Here is a 16,882-nt window from a genome sequence, read left to right as displayed (position 1 = left end):
GCGGTCTCATGACCTTGCCGAACCTATCCGATTCCATCACTCGCATCCCCTCCGGCAGGTGATTTCGCGAATGTCGGAATCAAAGTTGCCGCAAGGACATTGCGACGCCGTCAGATCAAAACATCAGGCCGGCGCGTCGGCGAGCTTGCGGGCAAGAAAATCCCGAACCATCGAAGGCTCGACGTCCGATGACACCACCGCCTGACCGATCGCCTTCAGCAGGATGAAGGTCAGCCGGCCGCGCTTGACCTTCTTGTCCTGCGCCATCAGCGTCATCAGCGCATCCGCATCGGCCAGACCCTCCTGCCTGAAGCCGGCGATGTCCTGCAAGCGCGTCGGCAGACCCGCCGCCGCCAGATGCCTCTCGATACGGGACACGTCGGCGGCCGCGATCATTCCGAGTTGCGCCGAGAGTTCGGCGGCCAGCACCATGCCGATCGAAACGCCCTCGCCGTGATAAAGACGCCCGCAAAATCCGGTCGCGGCTTCCAGCGCGTGGCCAAATGTATGGCCGAGATTGAGCAACGCGCGATCGCCGCTCTCGCGCTCGTCGCGGGCGACGATGGCGGCCTTGGCGCGGCAACTGGTGGCGACCGCGTGCTCGCGCGCCGCGTCGCCTTTGACGATATCGGCATGGTGGGCTTCCAGCCACGCGAAGAACGCCTCATCGCCGATCAGTCCGTATTTGGCGACTTCGGCATAGCCGGCGCGAAACTGGCGCGGCGACAAGGTATCCAGCACGGCGGTGTCCGCGACCACCAGGATCGGCTGGTGAAAGGCACCGACCAGGTTCTTGCCCTGCGGCGAGTTGATGCCGGTCTTGCCGCCCACCGACGAATCCACCTGCGCCAGCAGCGACGTCGGCACCTGCACGAAATCGACGCCACGGCGTACGATCGCGGCGGCGAAGCCCGCGAGATCGCCGACCACGCCCCCGCCAAGCGCGACGACAAGATCGTTGCGCTCGATCCTGACCTTGATCAGTTCCTCACAGACAAATCCAATACCTGCATAACTCTTCGAAACCTCGCCTTCATCGACGACGATCCGCGAGGTTGTGAGACCGGCGCCGGTCAGCGATGCCTCGGCTGGCTGAAGCCAATGAGTGGCGACACAGGCGTCGGTGACCACGGCGACGCGCGCACCGGGACGCAACGCGGCGATCCGCTCGCCCAGCGACGGCAGGATGTTCCGGCCGATGACAATGTCATAGGAACGCTCACCGAGCGCGACATCGACCGTGATCGGGTCTGATTTTTTCAACGGAATGGTCATGGCGTGGTGTCAAATCCCTCGTCAGGGTCTCTCATCGCGTTTCGCCTGGTTTCGGAGCGGTCGTTTCGCCGCGGCAAAGCCTGCGATGAAGCAGGCTGATGCACTCATCGACAATCCATTCATACGGCACGTCGCGCGAGGCGACGGTAATATCCGCCTGTTGGTAGATCGGCTCGCGCTCGGCGATGAGGCGCTTGATCGTCTCGGCTGGATCGGCCGTTTGCAGCAAGGGCCTGTCGGCGCGGCGCCTGACCCGGCGCAGGATCACCTCGGCGTCCGCCTTCAGCCAGATCGAGACCGCCCGCTCCGAAAGGCGCGCCCGGGTCTCCTCGCGCAGCACGGCGCCGCCGCCGGTCGCGAGCACGATCGGGCCGCCATTCAGCAGCCGCGCGATCACGCGCGCCTCGCCATCCCGGAAATGGGGCTCGCCGTGAGTGTCGAAAATTTCGGGTATCGGCATTCCGGCCGCAAGCTCGATCTCGGCGTCGGCATCGACGAATCGCATCCTGAGGCGCGCCGCCAGCCGCCGACCGATGGTGGACTTGCCGGCTCCCATCATGCCGACAAGCGCCAGCGACCGCCCCGCTAGCGCCGCGACAACGGCGGTCTCGGGGGATTTGCCGAAGCTGGCCGGTGAAACGGTTTCGGACGTCAAAGGACACCTGCCGGAACGCCGTTGCACGCCTGAACCGGATTCGACATTCGGCCCTTCCGCGATTTCCGACGGAGAATGTCAGCTTCCAAGCTCACGACGGCCTTCTTGATCCTGATATCCGGTTAAGAACATTCGCTGGACGGCGGGCGATGTCAGACTGGAAACGCCGTCTCCCGGCCAGCTATACTACTCCCGCCGAGGGCGTTGCCAGAGACTCTTGCACCTGACTTGCGAACATGTTGGTACTTGCGGCATTCGCCTGAAGGTCAATATCGTGCTCGGGACCGTAAATGCCCAGCCTGTTCCGCTTCCTGACCATCGTCGCCGTGCTCGGTGCGATCGCTTACGGCGTGATTCTCGGGCTGGCGAATTTCGTCGAGCCGACGCCGCGGGAAATGACGGTCACCGTCCACCCCGACAAGTTTCTCAAGAAATAGCTGCTAGGGCTATTCCGGCTTTGACGGAAGCAAGGCCGGGCTCCAGCTTTTTGTTTTGACGCGTTTTCTTTCATCCTCGTCGTTCGAAAACGCTATAGGCGGCGATATGAAATCCCATAACTCCTCCGACGCGAAGCTGACCGCCCTGTTCCTCGACATGCTGGCGGCCGAGCAAGGCGCCGGCGCGAACACGCTTGACGCCTACCGCCGGGACCTTGAGGATTTATCCGCGTTCCTCGCCCGTGCGCGGCGGAATTTCGTCATCGCCGAGACGCAGACGCTAAGAGACTATCTCAACGACCTCGACCTCAGGGGTTTCAAGTCATCGAGCGTCGCACGGCGTCTGTCGGCGATGCGCCACCTGTTTCGTTTCCTGCTGAGCGAACGCGTCAGGAGCGACGATCCCGCGGCTATCCTTTCAGGACCAAAACGCGGACGCGGCCTGCCGAAAATCCTGTCGATAGCGGATGTCGACCGCCTGCTCGCGCGCGCAAAGGCGGACGCCGAATCTCCGGACGCCCCACCTGCCCGGCGATTGCGCGCGGCGCGGCTCTATTGCCTGCTGGAAGTGCTTTACGCCACCGGCCTGCGCGTCTCCGAACTGGTCTCCCTGCCGCTGTCGGCGGCGCGGCGCGACGCCCGCATGATCGTGGTGCGCGGCAAGGGCGACAAGGAACGGCTGGTGCCGCTCAACAATGCCTCGCGACAGGCGATGGCCGACTATCTTCAGGCCATGGCGGATCAGCGCGGCGCAGGGAAAGCCGCGTCGCCGCGACAGAGCTGGCTGTTTCCGTCATTCGGCGAAAGTGGCCACCTGACGCGCCAGCACTTTGCGCGCGAGCTGAAGGAACTCGCGGCGGCGGCCGGCCTCGCGCCCCGGCTGGTCTCGCCGCACGTGCTGCGCCATGCCTTCGCGAGCCATCTGCTGCATAACGGCGCGGACCTGCGGATCGTGCAGACCCTGCTCGGCCATACCGACATCTCGACCACGCAAATCTACACGCACGTCGTGGAAGAGCGGCTGAAAAGCCTGGTGCGCGATCTGCACCCGCTGGCGGAGGCCTGAGCGGCGCTCATCACGAACGCCATTCAGCGGCCATGCCGCCCACGGCCTCAACTTCCGCGCCTTCCGCTTCGCCCTTGACTCGACGCTGATCAGCCGCGAAAGAGCGCTCGCACCCGACCGCACTTGACCCGCCCTCCAAGACACGTTTTACCTACCTCCTAAATATTTGAATAAAAGGACCTTTCTCTCTCCTATCGACAGATTTCCCCTCCACGCGCCTTCGTCTCTATACTGCTGGAATGCCCGATCCCATGCGCAGCTACCTCGATTTCGAAAAACCCGTCGCCGAACTCGATTCCAAGATCGACGAACTGCATGCGCTCGCCGCCTCCGGCAGTGACATCAGCGAGGAAATTTCCAGCATCGAGGAGAAAGCCGCGCAGGCCCTGAAGGATCTCTACGCCAACCTGACGCCCTGGCAGAAAACCCAGGTGGCGCGGCACCCGCAGCGCCCGCACTTCTCCGATTTCGTCAAGGGCCTGATCACCGAGTTCACGCCGCTGGCCGGCGACCGCAAGTTCGGCGAGGACGACGCGCTGATCGGCGGCTTCGGCCGCTTCCGCGGCGAAAGCATCTGCGTCATCGGACAGGAGAAGGGCGCAACCACTGAAAGCCGGCTGAAGCACAATTTCGGGATGGCGCGACCCGAAGGCTACCGCAAGGCGGTCCGGCTGATGGATATGGCCGACCGTTTCGACATTCCCGTGCTGTCGCTGGTCGATTCCGCAGGCGCCTACCCCGGCATTGGCGCCGAGGAACGCGGCCAGGCCGAGGCGATCGCCCGCTCGACAGACGCGTGTCTCTCGCTCGGCGTCGCCAATGTCGCGGTGATCATCGGCGAGGGCGGCTCCGGCGGCGCGATCGCGATCGCGACCGCCAACCGCGTGCTGATGCTGGAGCATGCGATCTATAGCGTGATCTCGCCGGAAGCGGCGTCGTCGATTCTCTGGCGCGACAGCAGCAAGGCGCAGGAAGCCGCGACCAACATGAAAATCACCGCGCAGGATCTGCTGCGGTTCGGCGTGATCGACGCCATCCTCAAGGAGCCGGCGGGCGGCGCGCATCGTGATCCCGCCGCCGTTATCGCGCTGACCGGGGACGCCATCGCCGGCGCGTTGAACGATCTGCGCAACCTCGACCGTGATTCGCTTCGTCAGCAGCGCCGTCAGAAGTTTATCGACATCGGGCGCAAACTGGGCTGAGCGCACGCTCCGCTTTCTTCGGGCCAGACGCATTCCGCGCCTCTTCCGGATCGGGAGGTCAACGGGTTCAGCCGGAATACCATGGCCCTTCCCGGTATGTTCCCGTTCGAGAACATGGCTTTTCCGGAAGCCGCGGACCGCCCTAATTCAGCACCGCCCTAATTCAGCCCCGTCCGGAATATTTAATCTCCATTCACCATCGAGGCCGGAGTTCATCTCGTTCGGTTCCGCTCGGCTTGCGGGCATAGATGCTTAAGGATATTATTTTATTCAATGGCTTGGGGCACGACGCCATGAATTCGGGGTACAGGCTTGCCCGTCCCTAGCGGAGCTTTGCTTTGATCAATCGTTCGATCGCTCGCACGATCATGACCTCCGCCGTGCTGATGGGCAGTGCGCTTCTGGCCGGCTGCAACACCGACGACGCCTCGCTCGCGAGCAACGCCAAGGCCAACCGGCCGGTCTCGCCCAAGCTCGTCGCGGCCATGACCGCGAAGGACATGGAGTTGCAATCACCCATCCTGATTCGGCTGTTCAAACAGGAAGCTGAGCTGGAAGTCTGGAAGCAGGACCGATCCGGCAAGTTCGCCCTGCTCAAGAGCTATCCGATCTGCCGCTGGTCCGGCGATCTCGGCCCCAAGACACGCGAGGGAGACCGTCAGGCTCCTGAGGGCTTCTACAGCATCTCGCCCGCGCAGATGAACCCACGCTCCTCCTATTATCTCTCGTTCAACACCGGCTACCCCAATGAGTTCGACAGGTCATTGGGACGCACCGGTTCCCAGTTGATGGTGCACGGCGATTGTTCCTCGCGCGGATGCTACGCCATGACCGACGAGCAGATCGCCGAGATCTACGCCGTCGGCCGGGAGTCATTCTTCGGCGGTCAGCGCGCCTTCCAGCTTCAGGCCTATCCGTTCCGCATGACGGCTGCGAATCTTGCGAAGCACCGCAACAATCCGAACATGCCGTTCTGGAAGATGATCAAGGAAGGCAACGATCATTTCGAGGTGACGAAGCAGGAACCGAAGGTCGCATTCTGCGAGCGCAAATACGTGTTCGATCCGGCGCCTCCGCCCGGCTCAACCCGGCCGCTCGAGTTCAACGCCTCGGCGCGATGTCCCGCCTACGCGGTGCCCGACAACATCGCAAGCGCCGTACGCGACAAACAGCAGCGCGACAACACCGAAATAGCCAGGCTGATCTCGAAGGGAACGCCGGTCGCCCGACTCAACACCGGCATCGACGGCGGCATGAACCGGGTGTTCGCAGCCAAACTGCCGGGCGGCCAGACGGGGCTTTCGGACCCCGGCGAATCCGACATCAAGGCCACGGCGTTTTCGTCGGCGCCCGGCACCATTCCGCCGACCGTGAACCCGCCTCGCAATTCCGCGCCCGCGACAGCCGCGACCTCGTATGAAGCGGAGGCCGACGTGACGCGGCCGTCGTCGGCGCTGCTTGCTCCCTCCAAGCCGAGCAACATCTTCACCAATCTTGCCCACAAGATGGGTTTCGGAGACGCCGACACCACCGCCACGACCAATGCAACCGCTTCGGCCACCTCCGGCGAATCCGGCTCGGCCAGGCCCAAGACGGCAACTCCGGCGCGCAGCGTTTCCTCTCGCCCGGTCGTCGCGAAGCGCGCGGCGCCCAAAACGACAGAGAAGACGGCCGGAAAAACAGCCAGGCCCGAACACGTCGCAACCGCGCGTCCGCAATCGGGATCGACGAATGCGTCGGCTTCGCCGGCCCCGGCTCAGAGCATCACGCCGGCGGCGTCATCAAGCTCGTTCGACAGCCGCTTCTCGGTAAACCCGTAAGCTATCCACGCAAGCAGCCGCGCGGTGCTCCAAGTTCTATAGCGTTTTCGAGCGAAGTGGAATCCGGTTCACGTGAAGAAAACGCGTCAAATCAATATCATAGAGCTTCGCTTCTGATTGAATCAGAAGCGAAGCTCTGCCAGCGCAAAGTGGAAACCGGCTTTCGGAAAAGATCATGCTCAAACAAAAGATAAGCCATGAGCCTCACTCAACACAGTTGAAACAGGCTCATAGCTGCTTCTGAGAGCGCTGCTTCTGAGAGCGGCATCTTAAGCGACCAAGATACGCACCTCAGGCGTAGCGGCCGTGGCAATGCTTGTACTTCTTGCCCGAACCGCAGGGACAATCCTCATTGCGGCCGACCTTGCCCCAACTTGCGGGATCATTCGGGTCACGGCGGGAATGGCCCTCACTCCCCGCCGACGCCAGTGACGCTCTGGCAAAACTACTTTGCGCGAGCGCCATCTCGTCCTCGCCGGTGGTGGGATCGAACTTATGGGCCTCCATCTCAGGCAGCGCCGGCTGCTCCTCCTCGGGCGGTACGATCTCGACGCGCATCAATTGCCCCGTCACCGCCTCGCGCAGATGGGCGATGAGGCTTTCGAACAGGGAGAAAGCCTCCGACTTGTATTCCTGCAGCGGGTCGCGCTGGCCATAGCCGCGCAGGCCGATGACCTGACGCAGGTGATCAAGCATCACCAGGTGTTCGCGCCACAAATGATCCAGGGTCTGCAGAAGGATGGTCTTCTCGACATAGCGCATGACGTCGGGGCCCCATTGCCCGACCTTGGCCGCCATATGCTCGTCGACGCGGCTTTCGATGCGCGCCAGCAGCTCCTCACCCGCGATGCCCTCTTCCGCGGCCCATTCATCGACCGGCAACTCGATGTCGAGCACGCGCTTCAGCTCTTCTTTCAGGCCGGCGACATCCCACTGCTCAGGATACTGATTTTCCGGAACATGCTTGGCGACGAGATCCTCGACGAACGCATGGCGCATGTCGGCTACGGTTTCCGCGACGCTTTCGTTCTTCATCAGATCGACGCGCTGTTCGAAGATCACCTTGCGCTGATCATTCTGTACGTCGTCATACTTCAGCAGGTTCTTGCGGATGTCGAAGTTGCGCGCCTCGACCTTCTGCTGCGCCTTCTCCAGCGCCTTGTTGATCCAGGGGTGGGTGATGGCCTCGCCTTCCTTGAGGCCAAGCCGCTGCAGCATGGTGTCGAGCCGATTTGATCCGAAGATCCGCATCAGGTCGTCATCCAGCGACAGGAAGAACTTCGAGCGGCCGGGATCGCCCTGACGGCCGGCGCGGCCGCGCAGCTGATTGTCGATGCGCCGCGACTCGTGGCGTTCGGAGCCCATGATATAGAGCCCGCCGGGGTGGGTCACGGTCTTGGCCGGCTTCGAGCCCTTGGCCGGCTCGATCTCGACGACTTCCTCCGCCTTGAGCACCATGTCGCGGAAGCGTTCGATATCGGCCTTGATCTCCGCGATTTTCGCCTGCTTCTCGGCTTCGTCGGCGATGTCGGCCGTCTCGAACTGGGCGCGCATCTCCAGCGAGCCGCCGAGTTTGATATCGGTGCCGCGACCGGCCATGTTGGTGGCGATGGTGATCGCGCCGGGCACGCCTGCCTCGGCGACGATATAGGCTTCCTGCTCGTGGAAGCGGGCGTTCAGCACCGCGAACAGCTTCGCCGGTTTGCCGGCGCGCGCCGCGGCGTACAGCTTCCGCATCGATTTCGGATCGCCGAAGTCGATCTGCTTGTAGCCATGCTTCTTCAGATAATCGGCGAGCACCTCGGATTTCTCGATCGAGGCGGTGCCGACCAGCACCGGCTGCATCCGCGCATTGGCGCGTTCGACCTCGGCCAGGATCGCGGCGTTTTTCTCGCTCTGGGTCCGGTAGACCTCGTCGTCCTCGTCGAGACGCGCGATCGGCAGGTTGGTCGGGATTTCGACGACTTCGAGCTTGTAGATGTCGGCCAGTTCGTCGGCCTCCGTCGCCGCGGTGCCGGTCATGCCCGCCAGCTTCTTGTACATCCGGAAGTAGTTCTGGAAGGTGATCGAGGCGAGCGTCTGGTTTTCCGGCTGCACCGGCTGATGCTCTTTGGCTTCCAGCGCCTGATGCAGTCCCTCCGAGTAGCGGCGGCCCGGCATCATGCGGCCGGTGAACTCATCGATGATGACGACCTCGCCTCCGCGAACGATATAGTCCTTGTCGCGGGTGAACAGCGAGTGCGCGCGCAGCGCCTGATTGACGTGGTGGACGACGGAGACGTTCTCGACGTCGTAGAGCGAGTCACCCTTGAGCAGGCCGGCCTCGCGCAACAGCGTCTCGATCTTCTCCATGCCGGCTTCGGTGAGCGCCACCGTGCGCTGCTTTTCGTCGATCTCGTAGTCAGCGACCTTTTCGAGATTCGGCATGAAGGTATCGATGGTGTTGTAGAACTCGGAGCGATCGTCGAGAGGGCCGGAAATGATCAGCGGCGTCCGCGCCTCGTCGATCAGAATCGAGTCGACCTCATCAACGATGGCGAAGAAGTGCTCGCGCTGGACCATGTCCTCCAGGCGGTACTTCATGTTGTCGCGCAGATAGTCGAAGCCGTATTCGTTGTTGGTGCCGTAGGTGATGTCGCAGGCATAGGCCGCCTTGCGCTCGACGTCGTCGAGGCCGTGCACGATCACGCCGGTGGTGAGGCCGAGGAAAGAATAGACCTGCGACATCCAGCCGGCGTCGCGGCTTGCGAGATAGTCGTTGACGGTCACGACATGAACGCCGTTGCCGGCGAGCGCGTTGAGATAAACGGCAAGCGTGGCGACCAGCGTCTTGCCTTCGCCGGTCTTCATCTCGGCGATGTCGCCCTCGTGAAGCACCATGCCGCCGATCAGCTGCACATCGAAATGCCGCTGGCCGAGAGTTCGCTTGGCCGCCTCGCGCACCGTCGCGAAGGCGGGAACGAGGAGGTCGTCGAGGGTCTTGCCGTTCGCGAGCTGCTGCTTGAACTCGGCGGTGCGCGCCCGCAGCGCATCGTCGGACAGCTCGGCGATTTCGGGCTCCAGGGCGTTGATGGCTTTGACGCGGGATTGATATCCCTTGACCCGCCGATCGTTGGCGGAACCGAAAAACTTGCGGGCAAACGCGCCGATCATCCCAAATTCCTGTCTTCGCGATTCGCCGTTGCAGCCATGTGATCGTCTCCTGGGCCTCCGCTTCTGAAATCAGAAGCGGCAACGAGTTTGCTTCACGCGAACCGGCAATCCCGCTCAAAACGCTCTAGAACATGATCCCGAAAAGTGGAAACCGGTTTCCGCAAAAAGATCATGCTCCAACAAAAAGATAGGCGACGAGGCCGGTTCAACGCAGTTGAAACAGACCCTCGTGTCCGAAACCGAAGCTCGCTTTGGTTCTGCAACACCTTACCTACCGCGACTTCGGAACCACCGCCCGAGCCACCTATCAACTCAACTCATCGTGACGCATCAGGGCTCTTAAAGTCCCGAAAGCCAGCGTCCGCATCATGGGTTGAAATTCGGCGACCCAGGGTTCAATCGCAAAAGGATAGCCAGAACCAGCCTTTGCTGTCGACCGCCCGGCAGAAATATGGCCGGCCCCGTAGGTTGTCAACGGTGGCGGGAGCGCGGACCCAGAAAGTCCCCGCGGCGCAAACGGCGCTATCAGCCGGTCCGGGGTTCATGATTTTGACAGAGTTTTCGCGTTGCCAAGACCCCGCGATTGAGCGAGTGTCCGCCGCCCACATCCTCCTCCTGGAGATCAAGGACTTCCCATGACCATCTCATTGCCCGCAACGAAACACTTTCTGCGCGTTCGCCTGGTCTCGTCCGTTCTCGGCGGCTGCCTGGCCGCGATTCTGCTCGCCGGCGCGCCGGTCCGCGCGGATGATGCGAATCCCGTGCTGGCAAAAGTGAACGGCTCCGAGATCCGCCAGAGCGACGTCAATCTCGCCGCGGAAGAGCTGGGTCCGAGCCTTGCACAGATGGATCCGGCGGCCAAGCAGGAGAACGTGCTGTCGTTCTTGATCGACATGAAGATCATCGCCAAGGCCGCCGAAGAAAAGAAGGTCGAACACAGCGACGATTTCAAGAAACGGCTCGCCTTCGCCCGTGACCGGCTGTTGATGGACAGGCTGCTGGCGTCCGAGGGCAAGGCGGCGCTGACCGACAGCGCCATGAAGACCGTGTATACGGATGCCTCCAAGCAGATCACCAGCGAACAGGAGGTTCATGCCCGCCACATCCTGGTTCCGACCGAGGAAGAAGCCAAGAAGATCGAGGAGGAATTGAAGAAGGGCGCGGACTTCGCCGAACTCGCCAAGAAGGAATCCAAGGATCCCGGCGCCTCCGACGGCGGCGACCTCGGCTTCTTCACCAAGGAACAGATGGTGCCGGACTTCTCGAAGGTCGCCTTCGCGCTGGAGCCGGGCAAGATTTCCGACCCGGTCAAAACCCAGTTCGGCTGGCACATCATCAAGGTCGAGGAAAAGCGCGCTCGCAAGGCCCCGGACTTCGATCAGGTCAAGCCCCAGATCGAGCAGTTTGTCACGCGAAAGGCGCAGGCGGAGTATGTCGCCAAGCTGCGCGAGACAGCCAAGGTCGAGCGTTTGAACAAGCCCGCCGACCCGGCAAGCGCCGGCGGGGAGAAAACAACCCCCGCCAAGCCCGCCAACGGCAATGCGGCGCCGGCGAAGAAGTAAAATTCGCTGTCACTTCGCTGAAACCAATAGTATTGACAACCGTCATGGCCGGGCAAATGCGCGAAGCGCGTCTTCGCGCAGACGTCCCGGCCATCCACGTCTTTGGGATCCGCTCAGTACAAGTTAAAGACGTGGATGGCCGGAATAAATCCGGCCATGACGACGAAATTCGCTGTCGACAGGCCACACATGTCCACCGCCGTCTCCCCCCTCGCCCCGACCGATGTCCCGGACATGCCTGAGATCGCAGGCGTTCGCCTCGCAACCGCCGCCGCCGGCATCCGCTACAAGGGCCGCACCGACGTGCTGCTGGCGCTGCTGGACGAAGGCACCACGGTGGCCGGCGTATTCACCAGATCCCGATGTCCGTCTGCGCCGGTCGAGTGGTGCCGGGCGCGCCTGAAAGACGCTCACTCCTCCGGGGCGGGACTGGCGCTGGTGGTGAATTCCGGCAACGCCAACGCCTTCACCGGCAAGACCGGCCGCCAGGCCACCAAGCTGACCGCCGGCATCGCCGCCAAGGCGGCCGGCTGCAAGGCGTCGGATATCTATCTCGCCTCCACCGGGGTGATCGGCGAGCCGCTCGACGCCACGAAATTCAACGGCGTGCTGGAGAAGCTGGCGAGCGAGGCCGCACCGCACCGCTGGATGGAGGCGGCGCGCGCCATCATGACCACCGACACCTTTCCGAAGGTGGCGACCGCGCGCGTGAAGCTCGGCAAGACCGCCGTCACCATCAACGGCATCGCCAAGGGCGCCGGCATGATCGCGCCGGACATGGCGACCATGCTCTCGTTCGTGTTCACCGATGCGCCGATTACTGCGACAGCGTTGCAATCGCTGTTGAAAAGCGGGGTCGAGGACAGCTTCAACGCGGTCACGATCGACAGCGACACCTCCACTTCCGATACGCTTCTGGCGTTCGCGACCGGGGCCGCCGGCGCGCAAGGCGCTCCGCGAATCTCCCGTGCCTCCGACCCGCGCCTGAAAGCGTTCACGAAAGCGTTTCACGGCGTGCTGGCCGATCTCGCCGAGCAGGTGGCGCGCGACGGCGAAGGCGCGCGCAAGCTGGTCGAAGTCATTGTCGAGGGGGCGACCTCGAAGGCTTCGGCGCGCAAGATCGCCAAGTCGATCGCCAACTCACCACTGGTGAAGACCGCGATCGCCGGCGAGGACGCCAATTGGGGCCGCGTGGTGATGGCGGTGGGCAAGGCCGGCGAGCCCGCCGACCGCGACAAGCTGTCGATCTATTTCAATGGCATTCGCGTCGCCAAAAGCGGCGCGCGGGACCCGTCTTACGACGAGGCGGAAGTTTCGAAAGCCATGAAGAACGACAGGATTCAGATCCGGACGACGCTCGGCCTCGGCAAGGGCCGCGACCGCGTTCTGACCTGCGACCTCACCAAGGAGTATGTCGCGATCAACGGCGATTACCGGTCGTGAGGATTTCAGCACCTCTGGCTTCATCATGGCCGGGCTTGTCCCGGCCATCCACGTCTGTCTCGCTGAGTTACCATCAAGACGTGGATGCCCGCGACAAGCGCGGGCATGACGCCGTTACATACTGCGGCCGCTTCACCTCCAATGAGGCGCATTCGGCATGAAACTCACCCTGGTCGTCGCCTGCGCGCTGATCGACGCCGACAACCGCGTGCTGATCGCGCAGCGGCCGGAAGGCAAGCAGCTTGCCGGCCTGTGGGAGTTTCCCGGCGGCAAGTTCGAGCCGGGCGAGCGTCCCGAAGAGGCGCTGATTCGTGAGCTGCGCGAGGAGCTCGGCATCGTGACGCAGGAGGGCTGCCTCGCGCCGCTGACCTTCGCGAGCCACGCCTACGAGAGCTTCCATCTGCTGATGCCGCTCTACATCTGCCGGCGCTGGGAAGGCACGGTGACCTCGAAAGAGGGGCAGGCGCTGAAGTGGGTTCGGGCCAACAGGCTTCGCGACTATCCAATGCCGCCCGCGGATATCCCGCTGATACCGCCGCTGATCGATCTGTTGATGTAGACGATTTCACACGGCAACTGCTCGTTACCGTCATGGCCGGGTTTATCCCGGCCATCCACGTCTTGCTTGCTATCTCGGACAAAAACATGGATGCCCGGCACAAGGCCGGGCATGACGACCAAACCATCCATGCGTTACTTCTTCTCGATACCCTTTACCGCATCCTCAAGCCTCGCCTTCGCCGAACCCGGCTGCAACGGCTTCTGCTGGCTCTCGTGCGGCGACCATCCCGAGAGCCACACGATATCAAAGGTCGCGCGGATGCGGCCGTCGGGATCAGAAAAGCGCTCATGATAGGTCTGCGCCATTCGCAACAGGGTTGCGCGGCGTAACGGCCTGCGGCGGCGCTCGGTCAGCACATTCGTCGCGCCCATGCCGCGCAGATCATGCATCAGCGCGAAAGCATCATCATAGCGCACCACCACGCGGTCGACGTCCGTCACCGGCAGCGCGAAGCCCGCGCGTTGCAGCAGCGCCCCGATATCGCGAAGGTCGGCGAACGGCGCGACGCGCGGCGAGATGCCTCCCTCACACTCCGCCTCGGCCATCGCGAACGCCTGACGCAGTTCGGTCAGCGTCTCGCCGCCGATCGTGGCCGCCAGCAGCAACCCGTCCGGCTTCAAAGCCCGGCGGATCTGCACCAGCAGGCCGGGAAGATCGTTGACGAACTGGAAGGCAAGTCCGGAGACGGCGATATCGAGAGAATCCGGCGACAGCCTCACCGCTTCGCGCTCGTCAACCGGGAGTTCGACGCGCGCAAGCTCCCGAGCCCGGCCGGAGAGAGCATCGCGCACCTGGTCGCCGGGCGTACCGATATCCGCCGCGCACCGAAGATCGCGCAGCACGGCGTTCAGCCGCTCCGCCATATCCTCCGCGACGCGATCGAGCAGAAACGGCACGGCTCCCGCTTTGGCCGCGCGTTCCTGCCGCGCGCGCAGCAAAGCGCGGTCGAACAGAACGGGCGGGGAAGATGGGTCTGGAGCCATGCGGCTTGGTACGCTTTTCGCCGGCCATCAAAAAGGGGCGATTGCAGGTTCGCCTGAGCCTGATCCGCGCCGGCGCGGGAGCATGATCCGGTCAGTCTGAATCGGACCGAGCTCCAGAAACTGTTGTCTGGTCGCATTTTCCTGCGGCGAACCGGTATCCATTTCGCCGGAAAATGCTTTAGCTTCGGGACGTGGAACTCTCGACGGACAATCCGGTTTCGCCACACAGGGCCAGCCTTTTGCGCGGCGCATGGCGCGCGTGTCGCGATGTCATGTCCCATGCGGCACGCACGGCGCTCGATATCGCGCTGCCGACGCTGTGCGTGGCCTGTCGCGAGCCGGTCGCCGGCGTCGGCGTCTGCGCTGATTGCTGGACCAAACTGTCGTTCATCGAACGGCCTTACTGTCCCCGCCTCGGCACGCCCTTTGTTTATGATCCGGGTTCCGACATGCTGTCGATGGAAGCGATCGCCAATCCGCCAGCCTATCAGCGCGCCCGCGCCGCCGTGCGCTATGACGACGTCGCCAAGGTACTGGTCCATGCCTTGAAGTATCAGGACCGCACCGATCTCGCGCCCGTGATGGGCCGCTGGATGGCCCGCGCGGGCGCAGGGCTGCTCGACGGCGCCGACCTGCTGATTCCGGTGCCGCTGCACTGGCGGCGTGGCTGGAGCCGCCGCTTCAACCAATCGGGGATGCTGGCGCATGTCATCGCCCGGCAATCCGGCGTGCCCGTCGCACCGGACACGCTGCGGCGCATCCGTCCGACCCGGCAACAGGTCGGACTGTCGCGAAATGACCGCGCACGCAATGTTCAGGGCGCGTTCAAGGTGGCGGCGGAACGCGCCGGCCATGTTCAAGGGCGCCGCGTCATCCTGATCGACGACGTCCTGACATCCGGCGCCACGGTGGATGCCTGCGCGCGCGTCCTGCTGCGCGCGAAGGCCGCCCAGGTCGACGTGCTGGTGTTCGCGCGGGTTGTCGACACCATGAAAGCCCCCATATAATCGAGCCTCGACCCGCAAGCCTTGCTCTGTTTTCGCGGGGCGAAAGGCAAGGACATGAACACCCAGCCCACCTTCGTCGCCGCGATGATCCAGATGCGGAGCGGTCTCCTTCCCGAGCCGAACTTCGAGCAAGGCTCCAGGCTGATCCGCGAGGCGGCGGCGCAGGGCGCCGACTTCGTGCAGACTCCCGAAGTCAGCAACATCATGCAGGCGGATCGCGCCGCGCTGTTCGAGCATCTTCGCGCCGAGGACGAGGACCGCTCGCTCAGTGGTTATCGCGATCTTGCGCGCGAACTGAAAATTCATCTCAACGTCGGCTCGCTGGCATTGCGGCTCACGAAAGACAAAGCGGTCAACCGTTCGTTCCTGATCGGGCCGTCCGGCGACATCCTCGCGCGCTACGACAAGATCCACATGTTCGATATCGACCTCGAAGGCGGCGAAAGCTATCGGGAATCCGCCAATTATCAGCCAGGCGAGACGGCCGTGATAGCGGACCTGCCCTGGGGCAGGCTGGGCATGACCATCTGCTACGACGTCCGTTTTCCGGCGCTGTATCGCGCGCTGGCCGAAGCTGGCGCGTTTTTCCTCACGGCGCCGGCGGCCTTCACCAGAAAGACCGGCGAGGCGCACTGGCATACCCTGCTGCGCGCCCGCGCGATCGAGAACAGCTGCTTCGTGTTCGCCGCCGCCCAGGGCGGGATGCACGAAAACAACCGCGAAACATTCGGCCATTCGCTGATCGTCGATCCCTGGGGCACGATTCTGGCCGAAGCGGGCGGCACCGAACCCGACGTCGTGCTGGCGACGATCGATCCGGCCAAAGTGGTGGCCGTGCGCAAGGCCGTACCCTCGTTGCAGCATGGGCGGCGTTTTTCCCTCGCCGATCATAAGCCGGCCAGCGACCACCTGCATCTTGTGCGAGGCTCGGCATGATCCGCTACAATCTGCGCTGCGAGCAGGGCCACACTTTCGAGAGCTGGTTCCAGAGCTCCTCGTCCTATGACTCGCAAGTCAAACGAAAGCTCGTGACCTGCGCGGTATGCGGTTCGGCCAAGGTCGAAAAGGCGATCATGGCGCCGCGGATCGCCGGATCCAAAAAGCGCCGCACGCCGAGACTCGCAGCCGCCCCCGCATTCACGATCGACGAGCCTCCCGAGCGCGGAGGTTCGGCATGATCCGTTACAACCTGCGCTGCGACCGCGGCCACAGCTTCGAAAGCTGGTTCCAGAGTTCGTCGGCCTATGATTCGCAAGTGAAGCGCAAGCTCGTGACCTGCGCGGTCTGCGGCACGGCCAAGGTCGAAAAGGCGATCATGGCGCCGCGGATCGCCGGCTCTAAGAAGGGTGCGGCGCGGCCGCACGCAGACTCATCAATGCCGGCGGCGATGGCGGAGGAGCGCGAACTGCGCGCCGAGCTCAGGCAATTGCATGACCATCTCGTCAAGAACGCCGACAATGTCGGCGCGCGGTTTCCCAATGAGGCCCGAAAAATGCATTACGGCGACATCGAGCATCGCCCGATCTACGGCGAGGCCTCGCCCGAGGAAGCGAAATCGCTGATCGAGGAAGGCGTCGAGGTCGGATCGCTGCCGGTGTTGCGGGATGACCGAAACTGAAGCATTCCTGACGATGTGAAGGCCGGCTCGCGTCGAGGGAATGCCAGCGCGACTGTAGTGTTTCCGAGCGAAGCATGTTCTCAGGCTTGACCCGAGGAT

Annotated in this window: 14 protein-coding genes and 1 pseudogene; 11 read left to right on the top strand and 4 right to left on the bottom strand. The window is 63.3% G+C overall.

The features are described from left to right. Positions 1-123 precede the first annotated feature (123 nt). Complete coding sequence (aroB, locus tag ACMYR2_RS02610; protein ID WP_347264601.1) at positions 124-1,275, bottom strand: 3-dehydroquinate synthase; 1,152 nt, start codon at positions 1,273-1,275, stop codon at positions 124-126. Positions 1,276-1,306: 31 nt separating this feature from the next. After that, entirely contained in the window at positions 1,307-1,930 is a 624-nt protein-coding gene (locus tag ACMYR2_RS02605; protein WP_416193623.1) for a shikimate kinase, read from the bottom strand. 290 nt (positions 1,931-2,220) lie between these two features. Between ACMYR2_RS02605 and ACMYR2_RS02600 the strand changes: the two genes are divergently transcribed. The 4 genes from ACMYR2_RS02600 to ACMYR2_RS02585 all read left to right on the top strand — a co-directional run bounded on the left by ACMYR2_RS02600 (position 2,221) and on the right by ACMYR2_RS02585 (position 6,455). After that, a complete protein-coding gene (locus ACMYR2_RS02600; RefSeq protein WP_347264599.1) occupies positions 2,221-2,367 on the top strand; it encodes a histidine kinase in 147 nt (48 codons plus the stop codon). A 106-nt stretch (positions 2,368-2,473) separates the two neighbouring features. Further along, positions 2,474-3,433: a site-specific tyrosine recombinase XerD gene (gene xerD, locus ACMYR2_RS02595; RefSeq protein ID WP_416193622.1), complete on the top strand. Its 960-nt coding sequence runs from the start codon at positions 2,474-2,476 to the stop codon at positions 3,431-3,433. 239 nt (positions 3,434-3,672) lie between these two features. Beyond that, positions 3,673-4,635, top strand: a complete 963-nt coding sequence (locus tag ACMYR2_RS02590) for an acetyl-CoA carboxylase carboxyltransferase subunit alpha (protein WP_347264597.1) — start codon at positions 3,673-3,675, stop codon at positions 4,633-4,635. Positions 4,636-4,973: 338 nt separating this feature from the next. After that, positions 4,974-6,455, top strand: coding sequence for a L,D-transpeptidase family protein (locus ACMYR2_RS02585; protein WP_347264596.1), 1,482 nt, complete (start codon positions 4,974-4,976; stop codon positions 6,453-6,455). 291 nt (positions 6,456-6,746) lie between these two features. On the opposite strand, the gene secA is transcribed toward ACMYR2_RS02585, so the two are convergent. Then, on the bottom strand, positions 6,747-9,608 hold the full coding sequence (gene secA, locus ACMYR2_RS02580) for a preprotein translocase subunit SecA (RefSeq protein WP_416193621.1): 2,862 nt from the start codon (positions 9,606-9,608) through the stop codon (positions 6,747-6,749). A gap of 635 nt (positions 9,609-10,243) precedes the next feature. Between secA and ACMYR2_RS02575 the strand changes: the two genes are divergently transcribed. The 3 genes from ACMYR2_RS02575 (at position 10,244) to mutT (ending at position 13,172) form a co-directional block, all read left to right on the top strand. Then, positions 10,244-11,170: a peptidylprolyl isomerase gene (locus ACMYR2_RS02575; protein WP_347263153.1), complete on the top strand. Its 927-nt coding sequence runs from the start codon at positions 10,244-10,246 to the stop codon at positions 11,168-11,170. A 189-nt stretch (positions 11,171-11,359) separates the two neighbouring features. Continuing rightward, positions 11,360-12,613: a bifunctional glutamate N-acetyltransferase/amino-acid acetyltransferase ArgJ gene (gene argJ, locus ACMYR2_RS02570; protein WP_347263152.1), complete on the top strand. Its 1,254-nt coding sequence runs from the start codon at positions 11,360-11,362 to the stop codon at positions 12,611-12,613. 157 nt (positions 12,614-12,770) lie between these two features. Beyond that, positions 12,771-13,172 carry an 8-oxo-dGTP diphosphatase MutT gene (gene mutT / locus ACMYR2_RS02565; RefSeq protein WP_347263151.1) on the top strand — a complete coding sequence of 134 codons (402 nt, stop codon included), beginning with the start codon at positions 12,771-12,773 and terminating at the stop codon, positions 13,170-13,172. A gap of 134 nt (positions 13,173-13,306) precedes the next feature. On the opposite strand, the gene ACMYR2_RS02560 is transcribed toward mutT, so the two are convergent. Beyond that, a complete protein-coding gene (locus ACMYR2_RS02560; RefSeq protein ID WP_347263150.1) occupies positions 13,307-14,158 on the bottom strand; it encodes a methyltransferase domain-containing protein in 852 nt (283 codons plus the stop codon). Positions 14,159-14,430: 272 nt separating this feature from the next. Between ACMYR2_RS02560 and ACMYR2_RS02555 the strand changes: the two genes are divergently transcribed. From ACMYR2_RS02555 to ACMYR2_RS02540, 4 genes and pseudogenes are all read left to right on the top strand, one after another. Further along, positions 14,431-15,165, top strand: a complete 735-nt coding sequence (locus ACMYR2_RS02555; RefSeq protein ID WP_416193620.1) for a ComF family protein — start codon at positions 14,431-14,433, stop codon at positions 15,163-15,165. A 54-nt stretch (positions 15,166-15,219) separates the two neighbouring features. Next, positions 15,220-16,101: a carbon-nitrogen hydrolase family protein gene (locus ACMYR2_RS02550; RefSeq protein WP_347263148.1), complete on the top strand. Its 882-nt coding sequence runs from the start codon at positions 15,220-15,222 to the stop codon at positions 16,099-16,101. Beyond that, a pseudogene (locus ACMYR2_RS02545) lies at positions 16,098-16,301 on the top strand (DUF1178 family protein); the annotation flags it as partial. The gene ACMYR2_RS02550 and the pseudogene ACMYR2_RS02545, both read left to right, overlap by 4 nt. A gap of 38 nt (positions 16,302-16,339) precedes the next feature. Then, positions 16,340-16,783 carry a DUF1178 family protein gene (locus ACMYR2_RS02540; RefSeq protein ID WP_347263147.1) on the top strand — a complete coding sequence of 148 codons (444 nt, stop codon included), beginning with the start codon at positions 16,340-16,342 and terminating at the stop codon, positions 16,781-16,783. Positions 16,784-16,882 lie beyond the last annotated feature (99 nt).

The organism is Nitrobacter sp. TKz-YC01 (assembly GCF_047824785.1).
Classification (GTDB): Bacteria; Pseudomonadota; Alphaproteobacteria; order Rhizobiales; family Xanthobacteraceae; genus Nitrobacter.
The sequence above is the reverse complement of the archived record's forward strand: the minus strand, read 5'-3'. Positions and strand labels throughout refer to the sequence as shown.